The following is a 20609-nucleotide window of genomic DNA, read 5'->3' as shown; positions in this document are numbered from 1 at the left end:
GGCCATCTAGATGGAGAAGCGAATGCGAGTGGGCGTATTGACCGGTGGGGGCGACTGCCCGGGCCTGAATGCGGTGATCCGCGCCGTGACGCTGGCGCTGCGGCGCGCCGACGACCGCACCGAGGTGGTGGGGGTGGAGCGCGGCTTTTTGGGGCTGATCGAGGGGCGCTTTCGGCCGCTCGACGAGGCGGCGGTGCGCGACCTGCTGGACGAGGGCGGCACCGTGCTGGGCACGCACAACCGCGCCGACCCCTTCAACTGGCAGGGCCGCGACTGCAGCGAGCAGGCCCTGGCGCACGCCAAGGCACAGCGTCTGGATGCCCTGGTGACCATCGGCGGCGACGGCACCCTGACCCTGGCCGAGCGCTTCGCGCGCATGGGCGTGCCGGTGCTCGGTGTGCCCAAGACCATCGACAACGACATTGCCCAGAACGAGCGCAGTTTTGGCTTTGACAGCGCGGTGGCCGTGGTGGCCGATGCGCTGACGCGCTTGAAGACCACCGCGCGCAGCCATGGCCGCGTGATGGTGGTGGAGACCATGGGCCGCCATGCCGGCTGGATTGCGCTGGAGGGAGGGCTGGCCGGCGGGGCCGATGCCATCCTGATTCCCGAGCAGCCCTTTGCGCTGGAACCCTTGCTGGAGCGTCTGCGCGAGCGGGTGTCCGCTCAAGGCTATGCGTTGGTCTGCGTGGCCGAAGGGGCTGCTCTGGCCGATGGCGCGCCGCATTGGCAGCATTTGCCGGGCGGCGTGCTGCGCCTCTCAGGAGTGGGCCAGGCTCTCGCCCATGAACTGGGTGAGCGGCTGGGCGATATCGAAGTGCGGGCCACCCTGCTGGGTCACCTACAGCGGGGCGGTGCGCCCAGCTCCTTTGACCGCGTGCTCTCCACGCGCTTTGGCGTGGCGGCGGCCCAGGCGGTCCTCGATGGCGACTATGGCCACACCATCGCCTTGCAGGGCGACCGCTGTGTGCGTGTGCCGCTCAGTCAGGTGGCGGGGCGCAGCCGCTGCGTGCCGCCGGGGCACGAGTTGCTGCGCTGTGTGGACGCGCTGTTCTAGCGGGCCGACTTAGCGACGGCGACGCAGGCCGACCGCCACCAGGCCCAGGCCTGCCAGAGCCAGACTGCCCGGCAGCGGCACGGCGTTGCGTGGTGCGTTGTCCACGCGCAAGCCATTCAGACCGACGGCCTGGATGCCGCCGTCCTGGTCGATGTCAAAGCGCACAAAGCTCACACCGTTGAAGCCGCTCAGATTCACCAGGCCCGCGCTGCCCACCGACACGCTGTGCCCATTCGAGCCTGTCATCGTGAAGGAGGCGCCGTTGCTGGTGAAGCCCGCCACATCGACGCCCAACAAACTGAACGTGCCGCCGCTGAAGCTCAGGGTCCAGCTGATGTCATCTGGGTTGGATGGGCCATTGTGAAAACCCATGTCGCCGATGAAGCCACGGTCGATGTGGTCGCCGTTGCGGTCCATGCGCAGCAAGAAGCCGTCTTCGCGGTAAGTGTCAAAGCCGACGGGTGCTCCCCGCTCCGTGCTGTCGATGCCGCTGGTCAGATCCAAATCGACGGGGGCCGCCCAGGTGGCCGGTGCGGCCAGTGCCAGGGCACCAAGCAGGACGAGGGTGGTGAGGGAAGTTCGCATCACGGGAGTCCTCATGCAAAGGGCAGGGTTTGAGGGGAAGGGCCCAAATCCTGCCGCAGGACGCCGTGCTTGCCGGGCCGCAGCCGTATCCAATTGCGTCAGCGGGCGCTGCGCTCCAACTCGGCCACGCGCAGCCGCCAACCGAGCCAGAAGGGCAGGGGCAGGCAAAGCCAGAGCGCAGAAGTCCAGGGCCCCAGGGCCGAGCGTGTCGCCGCATCAGGTGCCATCCACCAGGGCATCAGTGCTGCCACACAGCTCAGCAGACCAGCCAGGACCAGCCAGCGCAGCCCGGGGTTTTGGGTTTCAGGTTCACCCCGAAAAGACTGGCGCACGATGCCCAGCAGACCCAACCAGCCGAGTAGGGCCAGACTGAACCAAAGCCAGTGCCAGGGGCGTAGCCACTCAAGCTGCGCTCGCTCCAGCACCAGGGTGCCTTCGATCAGGCCCTGGTTGAGCAACACCATGCCGTGCAGGCATGCAAACAAAAGGCCAAGCAACACGCCCATCAGGCGCATGCCGGTTTGGGCTTGGGTCGGGCGGTCGGCCTCCAGGGCCGCCGGAATCGTCTGCAGGGGCGCTGGGTGGGTGTCGTGAAAGCTTTGCATGGCGAGGGCTTGCGGCCAAGGTGGCGCAGTGTCGCCGCCTCCTTCTGATTGATCAGGCTGGCCAATGCCTTTTAGGGCAGTGGCTGAGCCCGCTGGTCGGCTGGCGCGCCAGCCCAGGCCCCTTCTCGCTCCGCTCTCATGCCACCGGCCACGAGATGGCCGGTGTCCTTCGGATGGGGTCGAAGGGTCCTCAGGACCCTTCTCGCTCCATCCTCAGTGCCGGAAGTGGCGGATGCCGGTGAAGACCATGGCCACGCCGCGTTCGTTGGCGGCGGCAATCACTTCCTCGTCGCGCATCGAGCCGCCCGGCTGGATCACGCAGCTCGCACCGGCGTCGGCCAGCACGTCCAGGCCGTCGCGGAAGGGGAAGAAGGCGTCGCTGGCGACCACCGAGCCCTTCAGTTCCAGGCCGGCGTTGGCGGCCTTGATGGCGGCGATCTTGGTGGAGTCGACGCGGCTCATCTGGCCGGCGCCCACGCCCAGGGTCATGCCGCCGCCGCAGAAGACGATGGCATTGCTCTTCACGTACTGGGCCACGTTCCAGGCAAACATCAGGTCGTCGATCTGCTGCTCGGTCGGCTTGAGCGTGGTGACGACCTTCAGATCCTCGCGCTTGAGGAAGTGGTTGTCGGCGCTCTGCAGCAACAGGCCCGAGCCGACGCGCTTGCTGTCGCCGGCGTTGCGGCCCTGCAGCCAGGCGGTGTCGCCGCCCGGGGGGAGGTCGATCTGCAGCAGGCGCACGTTCACTTTGCTCTTGAACACGGCCAGGGCCTCGGCGCTGAAGCTGGGGGCCATCAACACTTCCACAAACTGCTTGCTCACCAACTCGGCCGCTGCGCCGTCCACCTCGCGGTTGAAGGCAATGATGCCGCCGAAGGCGCTGGTGGGGTCGGTTTTGAAGGCCTTGGCATAGGCCTCGGCGGGGCTGGTGGCCACGGCCACGCCACAGGGGTTGGCGTGCTTGACGATCACGCAGGCAGGGGCCGTGAAGCTCTTCACACACTCCCAGGCGGCGTCGGCGTCGGCGATGTTGTTGTAGCTCAGCTCCTTGCCCTGCAGCTGCTTGCCCGTGACCAGCGAGCCCGGCGCGGGGAAGAGGTCGCGATAAAGCGCGGCGCTCTGGTGGCTGTTCTCGCCATAGCGCAGGTCTTGCACCTTGACGAAGCAGCTGTTCATCTGGCCGGGGTAGGGGGCCAGGCTGCCGTCGCTTTGTACGCTGCTCAGGTAGTTGCTGATGGCGGCGTCGTATTGGGCGATGCGGTTGAAGGCGGCCACGCTGAGCTGGAAGCGCGTGCTGGCGGAAATGCCGCCAGCCTGCAGTTCGGCCAGCACGCCGGCGTACTGGGCGGCGTCGGTCAGCACCGCCACATCCTTCCAGTTTTTGGCTGCGCTGCGCACCATGGCCGGGCCGCCGATGTCGATGTTCTCGATCGCGTCCTCTAGCGTGCAGCCCGCCTTCGCCACGGTGGCCTCGAAGGGGTAGAGGTTCACCGCCAGGATGTCGATGCGGGTGATGCCGTGCTGATTCATGGCCGCCACATGCTCGGGCACATCGCTGCGCGCCAGCAGACCGCCGTGGATCTTGGGGTGCAGGGTCTTGACCCTGCCGTCCATCATCTCGGGGAAGCCGGTGTGTTCGGCCACCTCGGTCACGGGCAGGCCGTTTTCCATCAGCAGCTTGGCGGTGCCGCCGGTGGAGAGCAGCTTGCAGCCCAGGCGGTGCAGGGCTTGGGCGAATTCGAGGATGCCGGTCTTGTCGGAGACCGAGAGCAGGGCGGTGAGGGCCATGGCGGTATGGATGAAGTGGAGAAAAGGGGCGCGGATCTGAATTCGTTCAAGGGGCCGCCGTGGAACTGGCTTTGCCAGGCCGCTGGCGGCGCCCCCCTGGGGGGGAGGCGCGAAGCGCTTCGGGGGGGTTAGAGCAATCCATGATCCGTTAATTTGCGACGCAGGGTGTTGCGGTTGATGCCCAGCCAGTCGGCGGCGCGGCTCTGGTTGCCTTCGCAACGCGCCATCACCACTTCCAGCAGCGGCTTTTCCACCAGCTTGACCACCATCTCGTGCAGCGAATGCGGGGTCTCGCCGTCCAGGTCGCGGAAATAGGCTTCGAGGTTCTCGCGCACACAGGCGTCGAGCGGTTTGATGTCCATGGGTCCCGTTCTCTTCTTCTTGTTCAAGCGCATTGCGCCTGTTGGGGTTCGTCGTTGGCAGCCGGCCAGCGCTCAAAACGCTGACCCAGGCGCGCAAAGGTCTCACGCAGCCAGTCCTGCTGAGCCGCGCTGCTCTCCAGCGCGTTCATCTGCTGGCGCAGGGTTTCGCCATCGGGCAAGGTCTTGAGCGTCCAGCCGATGTGCTTGCGCGCGCTGCGCGTGCCGGTGAATTCACCGTAGAGGCCGTAGTGCTCGTCCAGATGCTCGAGCAACCAATCCTGCACCTCGGCCACGCGCGGCGCGGCGCGGTGCTTGCCCGTGGTCATGAAGTGCAGGATGTCGCCAAAGATCCAGGGCCTGCCCTGGGCCGCGCGGCCGATCATCAGCGCGTCGGCGCCGGTGGCTTGCAGCACGGCCAGGGCCTTTTCGGGTGTGTCGATGTCGCCATTGGCCACCACGGGGATGGCGAGCGCGCGCTTGACGGCGGCGATGGTCTCGTACTCGGCCTCGCCCCCATAGCCCTGCTCGCGCGTGCGGCCGTGGATGGTTAGCAGCCGAATGCCCGCGGCCTCGGCCTTACGCGCCAGCGACAGCGCGTTCTTCTGCGCCTGGCACCAACCCGTGCGCATCTTCAAGCTCACCGGCACCTCGCCGGCCGCCGCCACCACGGCCTCGATGATGGACAGCGCCAGCGCCTCGTCCTGCATCAGGGCCGAACCGGCCCATTTGGTGCAGACCTTCTTGGCTGGGCAGCCCATATTGATGTCGATGATCTGTGCGCCGCGCTCGATGTTGTAGCGCGTGGCCTCGGCCATCGATTGCGGGTCCACGCCGGCAATTTGCACCGCAATCGGGGCTGTCTCGCCGGTGTGGTCGGCACGCCGGCTGGTCTTCAGGCTGTTCCACAGCGCCTTTTGACTGGTGACCATTTCGCTCACCGCATGGCCGGCGCCCAGGCGCTTGCACAGCTTGCGAAACGGCCGGTCCGTCACCCCGGCCATGGGCGCCACGAAGAGCCGGTTGGGCAGCTCGTGAGGGCCAAGGGTGAGGGGGGTGGAGAGCACGGCGGTTTGCTTAAAAAAAGGGCAAGAGTGTAGCGGGTGGGGTTTTTGCGGACGGGATCGCCCGGGGGTGGGGTGTGCGCTTTTGCCTTCTGTGTGACTGCTGTTCTTTGCGGGAGAGCCCGCAGGGGCTTCACCCCTGCACCCGACCCCTTTCTCTTTGCTTCGCCAAAGAGAAAGGGGGAAAGAGAAAGGCGACCCCCGATGCCGGCGCCGCTCGCCTGCAGCGATCGGTGCCCTGCGGTGCTCAGGGCTTGGGGGCGGCGCGGAACGCACTCCGTTCGCTGCGCTCACTGCGTTTGAACGGCCGCGCCGAGTATGTTGTTGTGGCGCGCTGCGCGCGCTCCCCCAAGCCCTTGCGCTGCTGCTCCGTTTCCCGGGGTCCCCTATGCCAAGCCGAGGAGCACAGAAGTGCAGACCCGCGCGCGCAGCGCGCTTCAAGCACTGACTCGGCGCGGCCGTTCAAGCGCAGTGAGCAAAGCGAACGGAGTGCGTTCCGCGCCGGGGTCTGCTCTTCGCGCACCGCAGGGAACCCCTTGGCGCAGCCAAGGGGCGCCGGCATCGGGGTCGCCCTTCTTTGCCTACTTTCTTCGGCGAAGCGAAGAAAGTAGGTCGGCCGCCGGGCCGAAATCCCGGCGGGCTCTGTGATCGGCCGGAGGGTCCTACTCTGAGATAGCCTCCTGGACATGACAGGTATTCGCGCCCTGGATGAATTTGTGGCTTCGCGCCTTGGTGGCGATGCGTCACGCCTGCTTGAGCTCTTCGAGACGCGAGAGGTGTTCGATGCACTCAGAGCTGGCGCGCACCCCTCAGACTGGTATCACTTCGAGCCCAACACTTACGACGGTCGGTACTTGATTGAAACGCCCGATGGGTACGAGACGTATCAGCAGGATCGCGGGTCCAAGACTCTGGTCGAACGCTTTGCGTCTTTAAGTGCCGCTGCGGCTGCAGTGTTTCTTTAGGGCCTTCGGAAATGGTGGTCTAGCTGGGTGACTGTTGTTGTGCCGTGTTCCTGATGCCGATGCATGCACATCGTCCTGGCTCTGACAGCCCCAGAATCCGCCCCCAATGGAATCCTGGCTCCTCACCCAACTCACTGCCCTGCTCGCCTGGCTGGCCCTCCCCGCCGTCGGGCTGCCGGCCGTCTTCCTCGTTGCGCTGATCTCGGCCACGCTCTTGCCCATGGGTTCGGAGCCTGCCGTATTCGCGCTGATCAAGAGCGACATGAGCCTGTTCTGGCCCGCCATCCTGGTGGCCACGGTCGGCAACACCCTGGGTGGGGGCATCAGCTGGGGCATGGGCTGGGCGGCCGAGCGGGGCTATGAGAGTTGGCGCCAGCACGCGCCGGCCAACCCGCGCTTGCTGCAGTTGATGCAGCGCTTCGGCGCCAAGACCTGCGTGCTCTCTTGGTTGCCCCTGGTGGGTGACCCGCTTTGCGCGGTGGCGGGCTGGTTGCGCCTGCCCTTCTGGCCCTGCCTGGCCTATATGGCCGTGGGCAAATTCCTGCGCTATTTGCTGATGACTTCCGCCCTGCTTTGGCTGTGGCCTGGAGAATTCGCCCCTTCTTGATGGGAGATTTGATGAACACCTCGACCGCCTACGCCGACCTCGCCCGCCGCTACCAGCGCCTGCACCGCCTGGGGCATTTGCAATCCATCGCGTCTTGGGACCAGCAGAGTTTCATGCCGGCCAAGGGTAATGAGGCACGCGCCGCGGCCATGGCCGAGATGGGCGGGCTGCTGCATGAGCTGGCCACGGCGCCGGAGCTGAAGGGTCTGCTGGAGCGGGCGGCGGCCGAGCCGCTGGCTGACTTCGAGCGTGCCTCGCTGCGCGAGATGCAGCGCACTTGGCGCGCCAGCAATGCGCTGCCTCAGGCCCTGGTGGAGAAGCAGAGCCTGGCCGCCTCGCGCTCGGGCCATGCCTGGCGCGAGCAGCGCAAGGCCAATGACTGGGTGGGGCATCTGCCCAATCTGAAAGAGGTGGTGGCGCTGACGCGCGAGGCCGCCGGCTATCTGAGCCAGGCCACTGGCCTGTCCAAGTACGACGCCCTGCTGGACCAGTACGAGCCGGGCATGCGCAGCGCCGAGATCGACCGCGTGTTCGGCGATCTGCGCCAATGGTTGCCGGGTCTGATTCAGGGCGTGCGCGCACGCCAGGCGAACGAGACGGTGATCCAGCCGGTCGGCCCCTTCCCCAAGGCTGCACAGCGCGAGCTGGGCCTGGCGGCCATGAAGCTGATGAGCTTCGACTTCGAGGCCGGGCGCCTGGATGAGTCGGCCCACCCGTTCTGCGGCGGCGTGCCCGAGGACGTGCGCATGACCACCCGCTACAGCGAGGACGACGCGCTGCCGGCGCTGATGGGCGTGATCCACGAGACCGGCCACGGCCGCTACGAGCAGCGTCTGCCGCGCGAGTGGCTGGGCCTGCCGATCGCCAATGCGCGCTCCATGGGCCTGCACGAAAGCCAGTCGCTGAGCTTTGAGATGCAGCTGGGCAGCCATCCCGGTTTCGCGCAGCAACTCTCGCCCTTGCTGATGAAGCACCTGGGCGCCCAGCCGGCCTGGGAGCCGGAGAACCTGCACAAGCTGCTCACGCGCGTGAAGCCCGGCTTCATCCGCGTGGACGCCGACGAGGTGACCTATCCCTGCCATGTGATCCTGCGCTATGAGATCGAGCGCGCCCTGGTCGAGGGCGAGATCGAGTGCGAGGACATCCCGGCGCTGTGGAACGCCAAGATGCAGGAACTGCTGGGCATCAACACCGAGGGCAATTACCGCAACGGTTGCATGCAGGATGTGCACTGGCCGGAAGGCTTGATCGGCTACTTCCCCTGCTACACCCTGGGCGCGATGTATGCGGCCCAGTGGTTTGCCACCATGCGCAAGGAGATCCCGGGCCTGGACGCCGGCATCGCCCGTGGCGAGCTGCAGCCGGTGTTCGACTGGCTGGAGGCCAAGGTCTGGAGCCAGGGTTCGCGTTGGGAAACGCCGGAGCTGGTGCAGCGCGCCAGCGGCGAGGTCTTGAACCCGGCCCACTTCCAGGCTCATCTGCGGGCGCGCTATCTCGGTTGATTCCGGCGCTCCACCATGAAAAAGGGCAGCTCAGGTGCATGACCTTGCTGCCCTTTTTCTTGGGCCTGACGGATCAGGCCGCTTCCCGCTCCTGCGCGTGCTGAACGCGGCTTTCAAGCAGGTTCAGGATCTCGTCCAGATGCAGGAGCGCGCGCTCGGTGGGTGAGTGGCTCGGGGTGTCCCACACGTCCACCAACACCCGCGTGGGGTCCATCAGGCGCTCCATGTTCAGCGACAGGCCATGGCGTGCCAATTGCTCTTGCAGCTGTGGCGCGCGGTGCAGCAGATCGGCGCGCGTGGCCTGGTAGGCGTGCTCGGCCAATTGACGGCGGTGGCGGTAGCTGAAGGTGTTGGCCAGGAAGAGCTTGGCATCGCGATGGTCGGGCTCGAAGAAGAGCAGATCGGTCTGCGGGTGGCTCTTGGCGTAGTTGCGCATGCCCAGCTCCAGCCGCGAGTGAATCAGTGAGCGCAACATCTGGCTCAGCACCACGGGCAGGCCGCCATCGACCAGCTTGGGGATGCGGGGCTTGGCGCGCAGATGCAGATCGGACTCGCTGACCTCATAGGGCACCAGCGGGTTGAGCATGAAGAGCAGGTCCAGGCCGCGGTCCAGCAGCAGGCTGGCGTGCACGGTCTTTTTCAGGGCGCCGTCCACCAGGTCGCGGCCATCGATGCGCACCGGCGGGTAGAGGCCCGGCAGGGCGGCACTGGCTTGCACGGCGCGGCTGATGGGCACATGGTCCCAACCCGGCGTGCCGAAGGCCACGGCCTCGCCGGAGTCGAGATCAGTGGCCACCAGCAGCAGGGGCTTCTTCAGGTCGCGGAAGTCGTCGCTGCGGCCGGGCAGGCTGAACATGGCCTTGAGCTGGGCCGCCAGCGCGTCGCTATTGAGCAGGCCGGTGGGCAGGGCGCGGCCCAGCAACTCCAGCGCGCCCAGCAGCGAGCGGCGCTCCACCAGCACCCGCCACAGGGCCTCGCTGAGCAGGCGCGGCAGCTTGCGGATGCGGCGCGCGTACTCGTCCCAATGCGGGTGCAGCAGCACGGCGGGGTCGAAGTGGTCGGGCGGGGCGGAGCTGTTCTCGATGAAACCCGCGCACAGCTCGCGCGGCGTCAGTCCATTGACGAGGCAGGAGGCAATGATGCCGCCGGCGCTCACGCCCAAATAGCCCTCGCAATCGGTGAAGTCCAGGCCGGCGATGGATTCTTCCAGCGCGCACAGCGCGCCCACTTCGTAAATCGCGCCCAGCGGCCCGCCGCCGGCCAGGGCCAGTCCGATGCGGGGTTTGCGAGTCTGTTTGTGGGTCTTTTCTGTACGAGCAGCCATGGGGCAGGACTGTAGGGAGAGCCGGCTACTTATTGAAGAGTGCTTACCCCGGCGCGCGCTTGCGTTGGCGCAAAGAAAACGCCGTGAGTTCAGACGCAGGGGCGTTGAATCTCACGGCGGGTGGGCTTGGGCCGAATGGCCCAGCCAGGCCCAGCTTGCTTTAGGCCTGAGCGGCTTCTTGCACGGCCTCAACGGCCTTGGTCACTTGGGCTTCAGCCTTGGCCACGACGGCCTTGGCCTTCACCGGCGCGCGCTTGACGGCGACCTTGGCTTCGGCCACGGCCTTCTTCACGGCGGGCTTGGCGGCGGCGGCTTTCTTCGGGGCAGCGGCCACGGCCTTCTTCACCACGGCAGCCTTGGCGGCCACAGCCTTCTTGGCGGGGGCGGCAGCCTTGGTCACGGCCTTCTCGACCTTGGCCACGGCCTTCTTGACTTCCTTCTTCACGGCGGCGGGCTTGGCGGCCGGTTTGGCGGCGGGCTTTGCCTTGGCAGTGCTGGCTTTCTTGCTGGGAGCGAAGCCCACGGCGGCCGACAGCGCGTCGATGCGCGAGATCAGCGAACCGATGTCCTTGCCGCTGGGCACGCCAAGGCTCTTGAGGGCACGGGCCACGCGCTCTTCAAAAATGCTTTCCAGCTTGTCCCACTGCTGGCCGGCCTTGGAGCCGACTTCGTTGGCCATGCCGGTCATCTTGTTGGCCACGGCGCCGAACTTTTGCTCGGCCAGGCTCTGAGTCTTCTTTTGCAAGGTCATGCCTTCCTTCACCAGGGTCTCAAAGACCTTGCCGCCTTCGCCTTGGGCCTTGTTGAAGGCGCCCAGGCCGGCGGCCCAAATTTGTTGAGCGGAGTCGCGCACGTTCTGGGCCACGGCGTGGTCCAGCAGGGCGGCGGGGTTGAAACCAGCGGCGGCGGGAGCGGCCTTCTTGCTGGCCATCTTCTGCAGCTTCTTCACCATGGGGTTCTCCTGGCAGGGTGGGTGTGTGGGTCGGTCGCGCCGCAGACACCCTGCGACGATGGGCTCACTATAGGCGGGGGGTCTGCGCTTGAGGGGCGCTTTCCTAGTGTGTTCCCTCTATGAGAGAGGGTGGGCTACCCCTGGGTTTTGGCCGGTCGGCTCCTGCCTTGGCTTGCCCTAAGCTGCGGCATCCCACCCAGGTTTGCGCGCAACGCATTGGAGGTCTGCATGCAGTATTTCGTCACCGGAGCCACCGGCTTCATCGGGCGTCGTCTGGTCAAGAAGCTGCTGGCGCGGCGCGGCAGCACGGTGTACGTGCTGATGCGCGAGGCCTCGCGCGACAAGCTGCCGGCGCTGCTCGAATACTGGGGCGCGGCCAAGGGCCGGGTGCAGCCGGTCTGGGGCGATCTGGTGCAAAAAAAATTGGGCGTGGCGGCCACTGACATCAAGGCGCTCAAGGGCCAGATCGACCATGCCTATCACCTGGCGGCGATCTACGACATGGAGGCCGATGCCGACAGCCAGATGGCCGCCAACATCGAGGGCACGCGCCACTTCGTCGAGTTCGCGCAGGCCATTGGCGCAGGCCATGTGCACCATGTGTCGTCCATTGCTGCCGCAGGTCTTTATGAAGGCGTGTTCCGCGAGGACATGTTTGCCGAGGCCGAGGGCCTGGACCACCCCTACTTCATGAGCAAGCACGAGTCCGAAAAGATCGTGCGCAAGGAATGCAAGCTGCCCTGGACGGTCTACCGCCCGGCCATGGTGGTGGGCGATTCGCAAACCGGCGAGATGGACAAGATCGACGGCCCCTACTACTTCTTCAAGCCGATCCAGCGCTTGCGTCAGATCCTGCCGCCCTGGTTCCCGGCCATCGGTCTGGAGGGCGGGCGCATCAACATCGTGCCGGTGGACTTTGTGGTCAATGCGCTGGACCACCTGAGCCACAAGGTCGAGGACAGCGGCGGCTGCTTCCACCTGGTGGACCCACAGGGCTATCGCGTGGGCGATGTGCTGGACATATTCGCGCGGGCGGCGCACGCGCCGAAGATGAACGTCTTCATCAACGCCGCGCTGCTGGGCTTTGTGCCCAAGTCCATCCGCAAGGGCCTGATGGCACTGGCGCCGGTGCGGCGCGTGAAGGACGCGGTGATGAAGGACATCGGCCTGCCCGAGGACATGCTGAGCTTTATCAACTACCCGACGCGCTTCGATTGCCGCGAGACCACCAAGGCGCTCAAGGGCAGCGGTATCGAGTGCCCCAATCTGCACGATTACGCCTGGCGTATCTGGGACTACTGGGAGCGCCATCTGGACCCGGACCTGCATGTGGACCGCAGCTTGCGCGGCACGGTGGCGGGCAAGGTGGTGCTGGTGACGGGGGGTAGTTCGGGCATCGGTCTGGCTGCAGCCACCAAGTTCGCCGAGGCCGGCGCCATCACGGTGATCTGCGCGCGCGACGAGGCCAAGCTGGCCGAGGCCGTGGCCGAGATCCGTGCTGCGGCGGGCGCGGACTGCCGGATCCACGCCCGCAGTGCCGACATTGCCGACATGGAAAGCTGCGCCGAACTGGTGGCCTGGCTGGAGCGCGAGTTCGGTGGAGTGGACTTCCTGATCAACAACGCCGGCCGCTCCATCCGTCGCGCCATCGAGAACAGCTACGACCGCTTCCATGACTTCGAACGCACCATGCAGCTGAACTACTTCGGCTGCCTGCGCGTCACCCTGGGTCTGTTGCCCGGCATGGTGGCCAAGCGCCGTGGTCATGTGGTCAACATCAGCTCGATCGGCGTGCTGACCAATGCGCCGCGCTTCTCGGCCTATGTGGCCAGCAAGGCGGCGCTGGATGCCTGGACGCGCTGTGCCTCCAGCGAGTACGCCGACCAAGGCATCACCTTCACCACCATCAACATGCCCCTGGTGCGCACGCCCATGATTGCGCCGACCAAGATCTACAACAACGTGCCAACGCTCAGTCCGGAAGAGGCGGCCGATATGGTGGCCCAGGCCTGCATCCACAAGCCGGTGCGTATTGCCACGCGCTTAGGGAAAACCGGCGAGCTGATGCACGCGCTGGCGCCGCGTGTGGCGCAGATCGTGATGAACACCAGCTTCCGCATGTTCCCCGACAGCGAGGCGGCCAAGGGCGATGCAGTGGGCAAAGGCGTGGCCAAACCGCAGCTCTCGGCCGAGGCCATTGCCCTGCAGCAGATGATGCGCGGCATCCACTTCTGAGGTCTGGGTGATGTTGCGGCGCGACCTGCTGATGGCTGGACCGGCCTTTTGTGCCGGAGCGGCCGGAGCCACCGCGGCGGGCGATCTGGGGCGGCTGCGCTACCCCAGGGTCGGACGCGAGGTGCCGGAGGACGAGCTCTACCCCTGGGTCCTGTTGCGTGCGGCGCTGGCCGCCAGCGGGGTGACCTTTCGTTTGGAGCCCAGCTCGTCGGTGATGGTGCAGAGCCGCTTCCTGCGCGAGTTGGAAATCGGCAGCGGCGAGGTGGACGTCGGCTGGACCATGACCAGCGCCGAGCGCGAGCGCAGTCTGTTGCCGGTGCGAGTGCCCATCTTTCGGGGTCTGTATGGCTGGCGCTTGCTGTTTTTGCGGCCCGGCATGCCGGCGGTGCAGCGCGAGGCCTTGGCGCGGGCTCGCACCGTCAAGGACTTGCAGCCCTTCCGTTTTGTGCAGGGCGAGGATTGGGCCGACACCCAGGTGCTGCGCGCCAATGGCTTGAACGTGCTCACCTCCACGCACCACGATCACTTGTTCAGTCTGCTGGCTCAAGGCAAGGCCGATCTCTTTCCGCGCGCTGCGGCCGAGATCTGGTGGGAGAAGGACCGCCGGGGCGAGGCCCTGGAGGTGGAGCCCAATCTGGTCCTGCGCTATCCCGCCGCCATTTACTTCTTTGTCTCACCGGGCCGGCACGCGCTGGCCGCTGCCTTGGAGCGCGGCCTGCGCGCCTTGGCGCGGCAAGGTGAATTCGAGCGTCTCTTCAAGCGGCATCTGAGTGAGGCCCTGGATCGGTCGGGACTGCAGCAGCGCCGGGTGATCGAGTTGCACAACCCCTTGCTGTCGCCTCAAACCCCGCTGAAGGACGCTGCGCTTTGGTATCGCCCCTGAGGCTGGGCCTCAGAACGGCGGGGGGCGACGTCGATGTCGACTTCAGTAGTGTGGCGGCCGCTCGTCACCGGCCGAAACCATGGCGCCCGGCCGCTCGCTGTCGCGGATCTGTTGGCGCAGGCCGAGCAGTTCGCGCTGCAGGGCGTCGATCTGCTGCTGCTGGCGCACGATCACCGCATTGAGCTGCTCCAGCAGGTCGTCAGCAAAGCTGGCCTTGATTTCCAGCTCGGTCAGGCGCTGGTCGGTGTCGGAAGTCATTGCGGCATTGTCCCCTTGCCAAGCACCCGCAGGCTGGCAGGATCGCGCCATGCCCCGCCTTCAATTCACACCCCAGCTGCGCCGCTTTACCGCCGCGCCCGAGTTGGAGGCGCCGGCTGCCACCTTGATGGAGCTGTTGCGGGCTGCCTTTGAGATCAACCCCTTGCTGCGCGGCTATGTGCTGGACGAGCAGGACGGGCTGCGACCCAACGTGGCGGTGTTTGTCGACGGGCGCCGCAGCATGGACCCGCAGCAGGCGCTCCAACCCGAAAGCCAGGTCTATGTGATGCAGGCCTTGAGTGGAGGATGAGATGAACCGAGACGACCGTGCCTGGGTGGCCACGCGAAAGGGCCTGTTTGAACTGCGGCGGCAGCCGCAGGGCTGGGCCATTGATCGGGTCCACTTCCTGGCCGAGCCCGTCAGCATGGTGCTGCCGCCCGACGCCTCGGGCTTCATGCTGGCCGCGCTGAATCTGGGCCACTTCGGCGTCAAGCTGCAGGCCAGCGATGACGCCGGCCAGAGCTGGCGCGAAGTCGCTTGCCCCGCCTATCCGCCGCAGCCCGAGGAGCCAAAGCAGCCTGGCCGCGAGCACGCGGCCAGTCCTTCGGCGGGCGTCGGGGGCTCCTCAGGAGCCCCCTCGGTCCCGCCTCAGCCCTTTCCCTGGAAGCTCGGCCTGATCTGGAGCCTGGAGCGTGCCATCGACGGTAGCCTGTGGTGCGGCACCCTGCCCGGCGGCCTGTTCGTGTCGCGCGACCGCGGTGCCAGCTGGGCCTTGGTGGAAAGCCTGTGGAACCTGCCGCAGCGCCTGGAGTGGTTTGGCGGCGGCTACCCCGAGCCTGGCATCCACTCGATTTGCCCGCATCCGCAGGACGCGCAGGACCTGCTGGTCGGCATCAGCTGCGGCGGTGTGTGGCGCACCCGCGATGGCGGCGCCACCTGGGCCGTCCACACCAATGGCATGCGCGCCGACTTCATGCCGCCCGAGCGGGCCGAGGATCCCAACATCCAGGACCCCCACCGTGTGGTGCGCTGCGCCGCCGCCCCCGAGGTGTTGTGGACCCAGCACCACTGCGGCATCTGGCGCAGCGCGGACCACGCGCAGCGCTGGCAGGAACTCAAGGCCCAGCCCAGCAGCTTTGGCTTTGCCGTGGCGGCCCATCCCCGTGACCCCAACACCGCCTGGTTCGCTCCGGCGGTGAAGGACGAGCGCCGCATCCCCGTGGACGCGGCCCTGTGCGTGACGCGCACCCGCGATGGCGGCCAAAGCTTTGAGGTGCTGCGCCAGGGCTTGCCCCAGCAGCACTGCTACGACCTGATCTACCGCCACGGCCTGGTGGTGGGCGCCGATGGCCAGACCTTGTTGATGGGCAGCACCACCGGCAGCTTGTGGGCCAGCGCCGACGCGGGCGAGCGCTGGCAGGCGGTGAATACGCAGCTGCCGCCGATCTATGCGGTGGTGATGGGCTGAGTTCAGGCCCAGAGTGGCGGCTTGTTCACCATCAGCCAGAAGACCAGCAGCATGGCGCTGAAGGCCGGGTAGCCCAGCCATTCCCATGCGCGTTGCAGGCGGTGGTAGTCGGCCGGCAGAGCTTGGCCGTCCGCCAGGGCCTGCTCCAGCATCCGGGCCATGCGCACTTGCAGCCACAGCACCGGCAACCAACAAGCGCCGGCCAGGCCGTAGAGCAGCAGCGAGGCGGCTATCCACGGGGTGGAGAGCGGCCAACCGGCCAGGTGCGCCATGGCTAGGCCGGTGAGGGGCTGAATGAGAACGGCCGGGGTGGTGAACCAGGTGTCGGCCCGCACCACCAAGCGGGCCACCACAGCGCGGGCCTGCAGCTCGGGCTGGCGGTTGGCGAAGAACAGGTAGAAGGCCGACCCGAATCCGGTACCGACCAGCAGCACGCTGGAGACGATGTGCAGCCACTTGAGCGTCAGATAGGTGTTCATGGCTTGTGCAGGCCTTGCAGTAGCAGGGCCAGGATGGCGAGGTTTTTGAGCAGCGAACCCAGGGGGTCCAGCCAGAGCGAGGGTTGCAGCAGGGTGGCCAGCAGGGTCATGCCCAGCATGCCGATCAGGGCCAGTGCGTAGATCGATTTGCTGGGACGAAGGGCCAGCGCCAAGCCGATGGCCAGGTCCCAGAGCGCACCGGCCCACACCAAGAAAAGGGCTACGGCGGTGGATAGGCCGAAGCCCTGCAGCAAGCGTTGGCCTGCCGCACCGCCATCCCAAAGGCTGGCCGCTGCGGTGCCCAGCCAGATGGCGATCAAGGCTAGGCGCGGTCCATCGCGATGCAGGCTGCGCTCTCTCATTGAGGCCTCCGGAGGCGGGCGTCGCGGGGCGGGTGCCCCAGTAGAGCCGTCAGCCGGCTGAGTTGCTGCGGATCGGTCGCCACGCTGTCGCTTTGCAGCAGGCTCAAGGCTTCGCGGCACCAGCTGCTGCCCGGCCAGTAGTCGCCGACACGCGCACTCCATCGGGCCAAGCCATCGGGCAGGCGGAACACCCGTGCCGGTGCGCGCCCACTGGCGGCTCGCAGCTGGGCAATCCAGCCGGCCACCGTGTGGACTTGCGCACCGACCAGTTGCCAGGGCTGTTCGGTGCTGGGGGCGAGCAGGCAGGCCAGCAGGGCTTCGCAGAGGTCTTCAATGTGCAACGGTTGGATCTGGCAGTGCCAGAGCGCGGCCGGCAGGGCTAACCAGGGCAGGCGGCTGAGGAATTCGAACTGCCGACTGCTGACACCCCCCGACCCCATCACGACGCTGGGGCGCAGGACATGGAGCGTCAGCGGATTGCAGGCCGCAATTTCTGCCAGCGCGGCTTCGCCGGCCCTTTTGCTGCGGCCATAGGCCGAGTCGGCACCGCACAGGGCCGACACATGCAGCAGGCGCGGTACGCCTTGGGCCACACAGGCTTGCGCCAGTGCCTTGGGCACATGGTGATGCAGGCGCTCCAGCAGACCGTGCTGGCCACCCTGGCGGTCTCTCAAAGTGCCGGGCAGGTAGATCGCAGCATCCATCCCGCTCAGTAGCGCAAACCAGGCCTGGGGACGGTGCGCCGCGGACCAATCTAGCGCTGGAGGGCCGGATTGCTTGAGCGTGTGCACGCGATGGCCCGCGGCCGCCAGGGCTCGATGGGCGTGTTGGCCGATGAAGCCCCCGGCGCCGATCAGCAGCACGTGCATCAGACGGCCCCAGCGCGCTGGGCCTTGGCGCTTTCCATCTGCTCGCGCTGCAGCGCCAATTGCTGCTGATGCTGGGCCAGTCGGACGGGGCCCCAGACCTGCCGGGTGATGAAGGCCACGGTGCCAAAGGTGCCGGCGGCCACCAGCCAGAGAGCGCGTTCCAGCGCCTCCAGGGTGTCTTGCCGATAGGCGCCGAAGCTGAGAGCCAGCAGCAGCGTGCCGCAGACAGCAAGGACGTAGGCCGAGCGGACCCAGAAGTCCGCGCTGTCGGTTTGGCCCTGGCACTGGCTTTGCAATAGGCGCAGCAGGATGGGCCGCAGATAGCTGATTGCGAGCACCGGGCCGATGGCGGCCAGCGCCAGAGTGAGGGCGAAGTTCAGCGTGGACATGAGGATCTCCGGTTGATGTGTCAAAGACGGCAGCTGCCGTCCCGGCAAGCTTGGGTGCGAAGGGCTGCGGCCTCAGCGGCACGACGCCGCGCGCGCTCAAAAACCCAGCGGATGGGAGCCTGTGGCAGGTGGTGCCTGTGCCGCACCACCCAGGGGTAGGTGCGCTCAGCCAGCGCGGCCAGCACCGGGTGGCGCAGCGCCCGGGCCACTCCGGTTTGGCCAGTCGCGGCGTACAGGGCCTCGAAGGCGGGGACGCCGATCAGCCAGGCATCGTCAGAGAGACGGCGCACATGCAAGGCATTCATCATTGCCTCGAGCGTGACGCCCAAGGGCTGGGGATCGAACTTGGGGTGGCTGGCGTCCACGAATTCGATGCGGCCGCCCACATCGCGGGCCATCAGGTTGTGCATTTCGGCGCGGCAGAGCTGGCAGGCGCCGTCGTAAAAGACCCGCAGTTCGGGTGTTATGGCTGTGTTGGCTGGCATTTCTGTATGAACTGAAATTGTTGGGTCAAAAAGAGGCGCCGGGGCGCCAAGGGAGGAATCAGTAGGGGGGCAGTTGAGGCGGCACGGGCAGGGCCTCCGGATGGATGGGGGGGGATTCGTCGGCAGGACGCACGAAACGCTGCACCTGGGCGCCCAGGCGCAGAATCTTTTCCAAGGTGGCGGGAGACAGGCGCAGCATCTCGTCGCTCCAGGCGCCAAGGGTTTGCATGAACTCCTGGGTGCTGCGCAGCCTGTCTTGGGTCGCGGCCGATTCGCCCGCCAGCGCTGGATCTGCCGCCAACTCACGCAACAGGCGCACGGTGGGGTCGAACTCGCGTTCCTTGCGCTCGCGCACGATGGTGCGGAACAGCTCCCACACATCGCCGCTGGTCTCGTAGTAGTCGCGCCGGTCACCCAGGACATGGGTGACACGGATCAGATTCCAGTTCAGCAACTCCTTCAGGCTGTTGCTGACGTTGCTGCGCGCAATGCCCAGGGTGTCGGCCAGTTCTTCGGCATGCAGGGGGCTGCCATGGAAGAAGAGCAGGGCATGGATCTGCGCCACGCTGCGATTGACGCCCCAGCTGGAGCCCATTTCGCCCCAGTGGACGATGAAACGGCGGCCAATGTCGGTGAGTTGCATAGCTTCCAGTCTAGTTGGTATGTAATTTCTGTCAATACAGAAATTGCCTCATTGATCGCGCCACACTCCGTTCGGGAGGGCGGTCCGGATTCAACGGGCACACCACCTACAGTGAACCGATCCTCCCGGCACCTCTCAGCGCCTCTCATGATCCGACTCTTCGCACCAGCCCAACCCCTGGCCGCCTCTCATTGCGCAACCCGAACTGGGGCGCGGATCCGTGTCGCGGCCGGCGCCATTGCCTTGCTGGCCCCGCAGGCCGATGCTCAGGCTCGGGTGCCCACCCCATGCTGACCCTCTACGGCGCCCGCGACTCGGGCCACAGCTACAAGGTCCGACTGGCCCTGCTGATGATGGGGCAGCTGCACCGCTATGAGCGCATCGATTTGGGCTTGCCCCGCGATCAGCGGCCTGAGCCCTTTCGAACACTCAGCCCCTATGGCGAGGTGCCGCTGCTGGTACATGGCGAGCAAGTGCTCGCGCAATCGAACGCGATCCTGCTGCACCTGGTCGATCATGCCGACCCGGCCGGACCTTGGGCTGTGCCCGAGTCCGAGCGCGAGATGCTGCGGCGCTGGTTGTTTTGGGAGGCCAACCGTGTCGGCTTCTCGGTGCCCAATCTGCGCTTCTCGCGCGGGTGGGTGGCGCAGCCGGCGGCGGTTGAGCAGTGGTTGGAAGCCCGTGCCCGTGCCGACCTCGATACGCTGGCGCAGCATTTGTCGGCGCGCGATTGGATCCTGGATGGCGGCCCCAGCGTGGCCGATCTTTCCCTGTGCGCCTACCTGTTCTGGTTGCCGCAGGCCGGCCTGCAGGCTGCCGATTGGCCCGCCGTGCAAGCCTGGTTGGCGCGCATCCAGGCTTTGCCGGGCTGGCAGGCGCCAGAGGCCGTGCTCTGACTCAGCCGAAGCGAAAGCCCGAGACCGCCAGACCGCCCATGAAATCCTGCTGGTGGTAGTGCAGTTGGGCCGGGTCGTCCTCGGCGGCCCCGGCGGCCACCATCAGCGGCAGCAGATGGTCCTCGCGCGGATGCGCAAAGCGGGCCTGGGGCGCCTGTGCCCAGTCGATCAAGGCCTGGCGGCGCGCGGCGGGGGATTGCCGCAGGGCCTGCTGCAGCCAGTCGTCGAACTGGCGCGACGGTTCCTGTGAGCGGGCATCAAAAGCGCGCAAATTGTGAAAGCTCAGCCCACTGCCTAGGATCAGCACGCCCTGGGCGCGCAGCGGCGCCAGCAACTGGCCGGCGCGCAGATGCAGGGTGGGGTCCAGGCTGCGCTGCAGCGAGAGCTGCACCAGCGGCATATCGGCCTGCGGATACATCGGCAACACGGTGCTGAAGCTGCCATGGTCGAAGCCGCGCTCTGAATCGGCTGCGGCGGCCACGCCCCCCGTCTGCAAGCGTGCGACGACCTCGGCGGCCAGTGCTGGGTCTCCCGGGGCGGGGTACTGGGCCTGGTAGGTGTGCGGTGGGAAGCCGCTGTAGTCGTAGACCATGGGGGGCCGCGGATGGCTGCTGACCCGGAAGGATTCGCCCTCCCAGTGCGCGGTCACCACCAGCACGGCGCGGGGCCGTTCGGCGAGTTCGGCAGGGATTCCGGCCAGCACGCTCTCCAGCCGATCGAAGTGGCGCCGGAATGCGCCCTCCATGAAGGGCCAGGGGCCGCCGCCATGGGACAGGAAGTAGGTGGGCAGTGGGGTGGACATTGCGCCAGTGTGGCGGCCCGCCGGCGCCGGA

24 protein-coding genes are annotated in these 20609 nt (G+C 66.8%); 9 read left to right on the top strand and 15 right to left on the bottom strand.

The features are described from left to right. Positions 1–22 precede the first annotated feature (22 nt). Positions 23–1057: a 6-phosphofructokinase gene (locus FF090_RS15525; RefSeq protein ID WP_138857585.1), complete on the top strand. Its 1035-nt coding sequence runs from the start codon at positions 23–25 to the stop codon at positions 1055–1057. A gap of 9 nt (positions 1058–1066) precedes the next feature. Here the strand turns inward: FF090_RS15525 and FF090_RS15520 are convergent, their stop codons facing one another. The 5 genes from FF090_RS15520 to dusB form a co-directional block, all read right to left on the bottom strand. Then, a complete protein-coding gene (locus tag FF090_RS15520) occupies positions 1067–1642 on the bottom strand; it encodes a PEP-CTERM sorting domain-containing protein (protein ID WP_175423687.1) in 576 nt (191 codons plus the stop codon). A 98-nt stretch (positions 1643–1740) separates the two neighbouring features. Then, positions 1741–2247: a hypothetical protein gene (locus FF090_RS15515; RefSeq protein WP_138857583.1), complete on the bottom strand. Its 507-nt coding sequence runs from the start codon at positions 2245–2247 to the stop codon at positions 1741–1743. A 213-nt stretch (positions 2248–2460) separates the two neighbouring features. After that, positions 2461–4035: a bifunctional phosphoribosylaminoimidazolecarboxamide formyltransferase/IMP cyclohydrolase gene (gene purH / locus FF090_RS15510; protein ID WP_138857582.1), complete on the bottom strand. Its 1575-nt coding sequence runs from the start codon at positions 4033–4035 to the stop codon at positions 2461–2463. A gap of 128 nt (positions 4036–4163) precedes the next feature. Beyond that, complete coding sequence (locus tag FF090_RS15505) at positions 4164–4397, bottom strand: Fis family transcriptional regulator (protein WP_138857581.1); 234 nt, start codon at positions 4395–4397, stop codon at positions 4164–4166. 23 nt (positions 4398–4420) lie between these two features. Further along, complete coding sequence (gene dusB / locus FF090_RS15500; RefSeq protein WP_221304930.1) at positions 4421–5398, bottom strand: tRNA dihydrouridine synthase DusB; 978 nt, start codon at positions 5396–5398, stop codon at positions 4421–4423. 746 nt (positions 5399–6144) lie between these two features. On the opposite strand from dusB, the gene FF090_RS15495 reads away from it, so the two are divergent. The 3 genes from FF090_RS15495 (at position 6145) to FF090_RS15485 (ending at position 8532) form a co-directional block, all read left to right on the top strand. Further along, positions 6145–6423, top strand: a complete 279-nt coding sequence (locus tag FF090_RS15495; protein WP_138857579.1) for a hypothetical protein — start codon at positions 6145–6147, stop codon at positions 6421–6423. Positions 6424–6529: 106 nt separating this feature from the next. After that, the gene (locus FF090_RS15490; protein WP_138857578.1) at positions 6530–7030 is read left to right on the top strand and encodes a YqaA family protein; all 501 of its coding nucleotides are present in this window, start codon (positions 6530–6532) and stop codon (positions 7028–7030) included. A gap of 11 nt (positions 7031–7041) precedes the next feature. Continuing rightward, a complete protein-coding gene (locus tag FF090_RS15485; protein ID WP_138857577.1) occupies positions 7042–8532 on the top strand; it encodes a carboxypeptidase M32 in 1491 nt (496 codons plus the stop codon). Between the two features lie 73 nt (positions 8533–8605). Here FF090_RS15485 and FF090_RS15480 read toward each other — a convergent pair whose 3' ends face one another. Next, entirely contained in the window at positions 8606–9856 is a 1251-nt protein-coding gene (locus tag FF090_RS15480) for a patatin-like phospholipase family protein (protein ID WP_138857576.1), read from the bottom strand. 160 nt (positions 9857–10016) lie between these two features. Continuing rightward, on the bottom strand, positions 10017–10808 hold the full coding sequence (locus FF090_RS15475; protein WP_138857575.1) for a phasin family protein: 792 nt from the start codon (positions 10806–10808) through the stop codon (positions 10017–10019). Positions 10809–11036: 228 nt separating this feature from the next. Here FF090_RS15475 and FF090_RS15470 point away from each other — a divergent pair, with 228 nt between their 5' ends. Both FF090_RS15470 and FF090_RS15465 read left to right on the top strand, forming a co-directional pair. Continuing rightward, a complete protein-coding gene (locus FF090_RS15470; RefSeq protein ID WP_138857574.1) occupies positions 11037–13043 on the top strand; it encodes an SDR family oxidoreductase in 2007 nt (668 codons plus the stop codon). 10 nt (positions 13044–13053) lie between these two features. After that, a complete protein-coding gene (locus tag FF090_RS15465; protein ID WP_138857573.1) occupies positions 13054–13926 on the top strand; it encodes a type 2 periplasmic-binding domain-containing protein in 873 nt (290 codons plus the stop codon). Between the two features lie 42 nt (positions 13927–13968). Here the strand turns inward: FF090_RS15465 and FF090_RS15460 are convergent, their stop codons facing one another. Beyond that, a complete protein-coding gene (locus FF090_RS15460; RefSeq protein WP_138857572.1) occupies positions 13969–14184 on the bottom strand; it encodes a SlyX family protein in 216 nt (71 codons plus the stop codon). A gap of 49 nt (positions 14185–14233) precedes the next feature. Between FF090_RS15460 and FF090_RS15455 the strand changes: the two genes are divergently transcribed. Continuing rightward, on the top strand, positions 14234–14494 hold the full coding sequence (locus FF090_RS15455; protein ID WP_138857571.1) for a MoaD/ThiS family protein: 261 nt from the start codon (positions 14234–14236) through the stop codon (positions 14492–14494). 1 nt (position 14495) lies between these two features. Continuing rightward, positions 14496–15653, top strand: coding sequence for a WD40/YVTN/BNR-like repeat-containing protein (locus FF090_RS15450; RefSeq protein ID WP_138857570.1), 1158 nt, complete (start codon positions 14496–14498; stop codon positions 15651–15653). Positions 15654–15655: 2 nt separating this feature from the next. Here FF090_RS15450 and FF090_RS15445 read toward each other — a convergent pair whose 3' ends face one another. The 6 genes from FF090_RS15445 to FF090_RS15420 are packed head-to-tail and all read right to left on the bottom strand — an operon-like array spanning position 15656 to position 18880. Further along, entirely contained in the window at positions 15656–16132 is a 477-nt protein-coding gene (locus FF090_RS15445) for a DUF2269 family protein (RefSeq protein WP_138857569.1), read from the bottom strand. After that, positions 16129–16494, bottom strand: a complete 366-nt coding sequence (locus tag FF090_RS15440) for a DoxX-like family protein (RefSeq protein WP_138857568.1) — start codon at positions 16492–16494, stop codon at positions 16129–16131. The genes FF090_RS15445 and FF090_RS15440 overlap by 4 nt, the downstream gene beginning before the upstream one ends. Then, positions 16491–17363, bottom strand: a complete 873-nt coding sequence (locus tag FF090_RS15435; protein ID WP_138857567.1) for an NAD-dependent epimerase/dehydratase family protein — start codon at positions 17361–17363, stop codon at positions 16491–16493. Before FF090_RS15435 ends, FF090_RS15440 begins: the two co-directional genes overlap by 4 nt. After that, the gene (locus FF090_RS15430; RefSeq protein ID WP_138857566.1) at positions 17363–17752 is read right to left on the bottom strand and encodes a hypothetical protein; all 390 of its coding nucleotides are present in this window, start codon (positions 17750–17752) and stop codon (positions 17363–17365) included. Before FF090_RS15430 ends, FF090_RS15435 begins: the two co-directional genes overlap by 1 nt. 20 nt (positions 17753–17772) lie before the next feature. After that, a complete protein-coding gene (locus tag FF090_RS15425) occupies positions 17773–18237 on the bottom strand; it encodes a thiol-disulfide oxidoreductase DCC family protein (protein ID WP_138857565.1) in 465 nt (154 codons plus the stop codon). A 58-nt stretch (positions 18238–18295) separates the two neighbouring features. Continuing rightward, positions 18296–18880, bottom strand: coding sequence for a GbsR/MarR family transcriptional regulator (locus FF090_RS15420; protein ID WP_138857564.1), 585 nt, complete (start codon positions 18878–18880; stop codon positions 18296–18298). Between the two features lie 287 nt (positions 18881–19167). Between FF090_RS15420 and FF090_RS15415 the strand changes: the two genes are divergently transcribed. Then, positions 19168–19776, top strand: a complete 609-nt coding sequence (locus FF090_RS15415; RefSeq protein ID WP_138857563.1) for a glutathione S-transferase family protein — start codon at positions 19168–19170, stop codon at positions 19774–19776. A gap of 1 nt (position 19777) precedes the next feature. Here FF090_RS15415 and FF090_RS15410 read toward each other — a convergent pair whose 3' ends face one another. After that, the gene (locus FF090_RS15410) at positions 19778–20578 is read right to left on the bottom strand and encodes a DODA-type extradiol aromatic ring-opening family dioxygenase (RefSeq protein ID WP_138857562.1); all 801 of its coding nucleotides are present in this window, start codon (positions 20576–20578) and stop codon (positions 19778–19780) included. Positions 20579–20609: the final 31 nt, after the last annotated feature.

It is taken from the genome of Inhella inkyongensis (assembly GCF_005952805.1).
Lineage (GTDB): Bacteria > Pseudomonadota > Gammaproteobacteria > Burkholderiales > Burkholderiaceae_C > Inhella > Inhella inkyongensis.
Note: the sequence above shows the minus strand (reverse complement) of the source record. Positions and strands in the feature narration are given on the sequence as shown.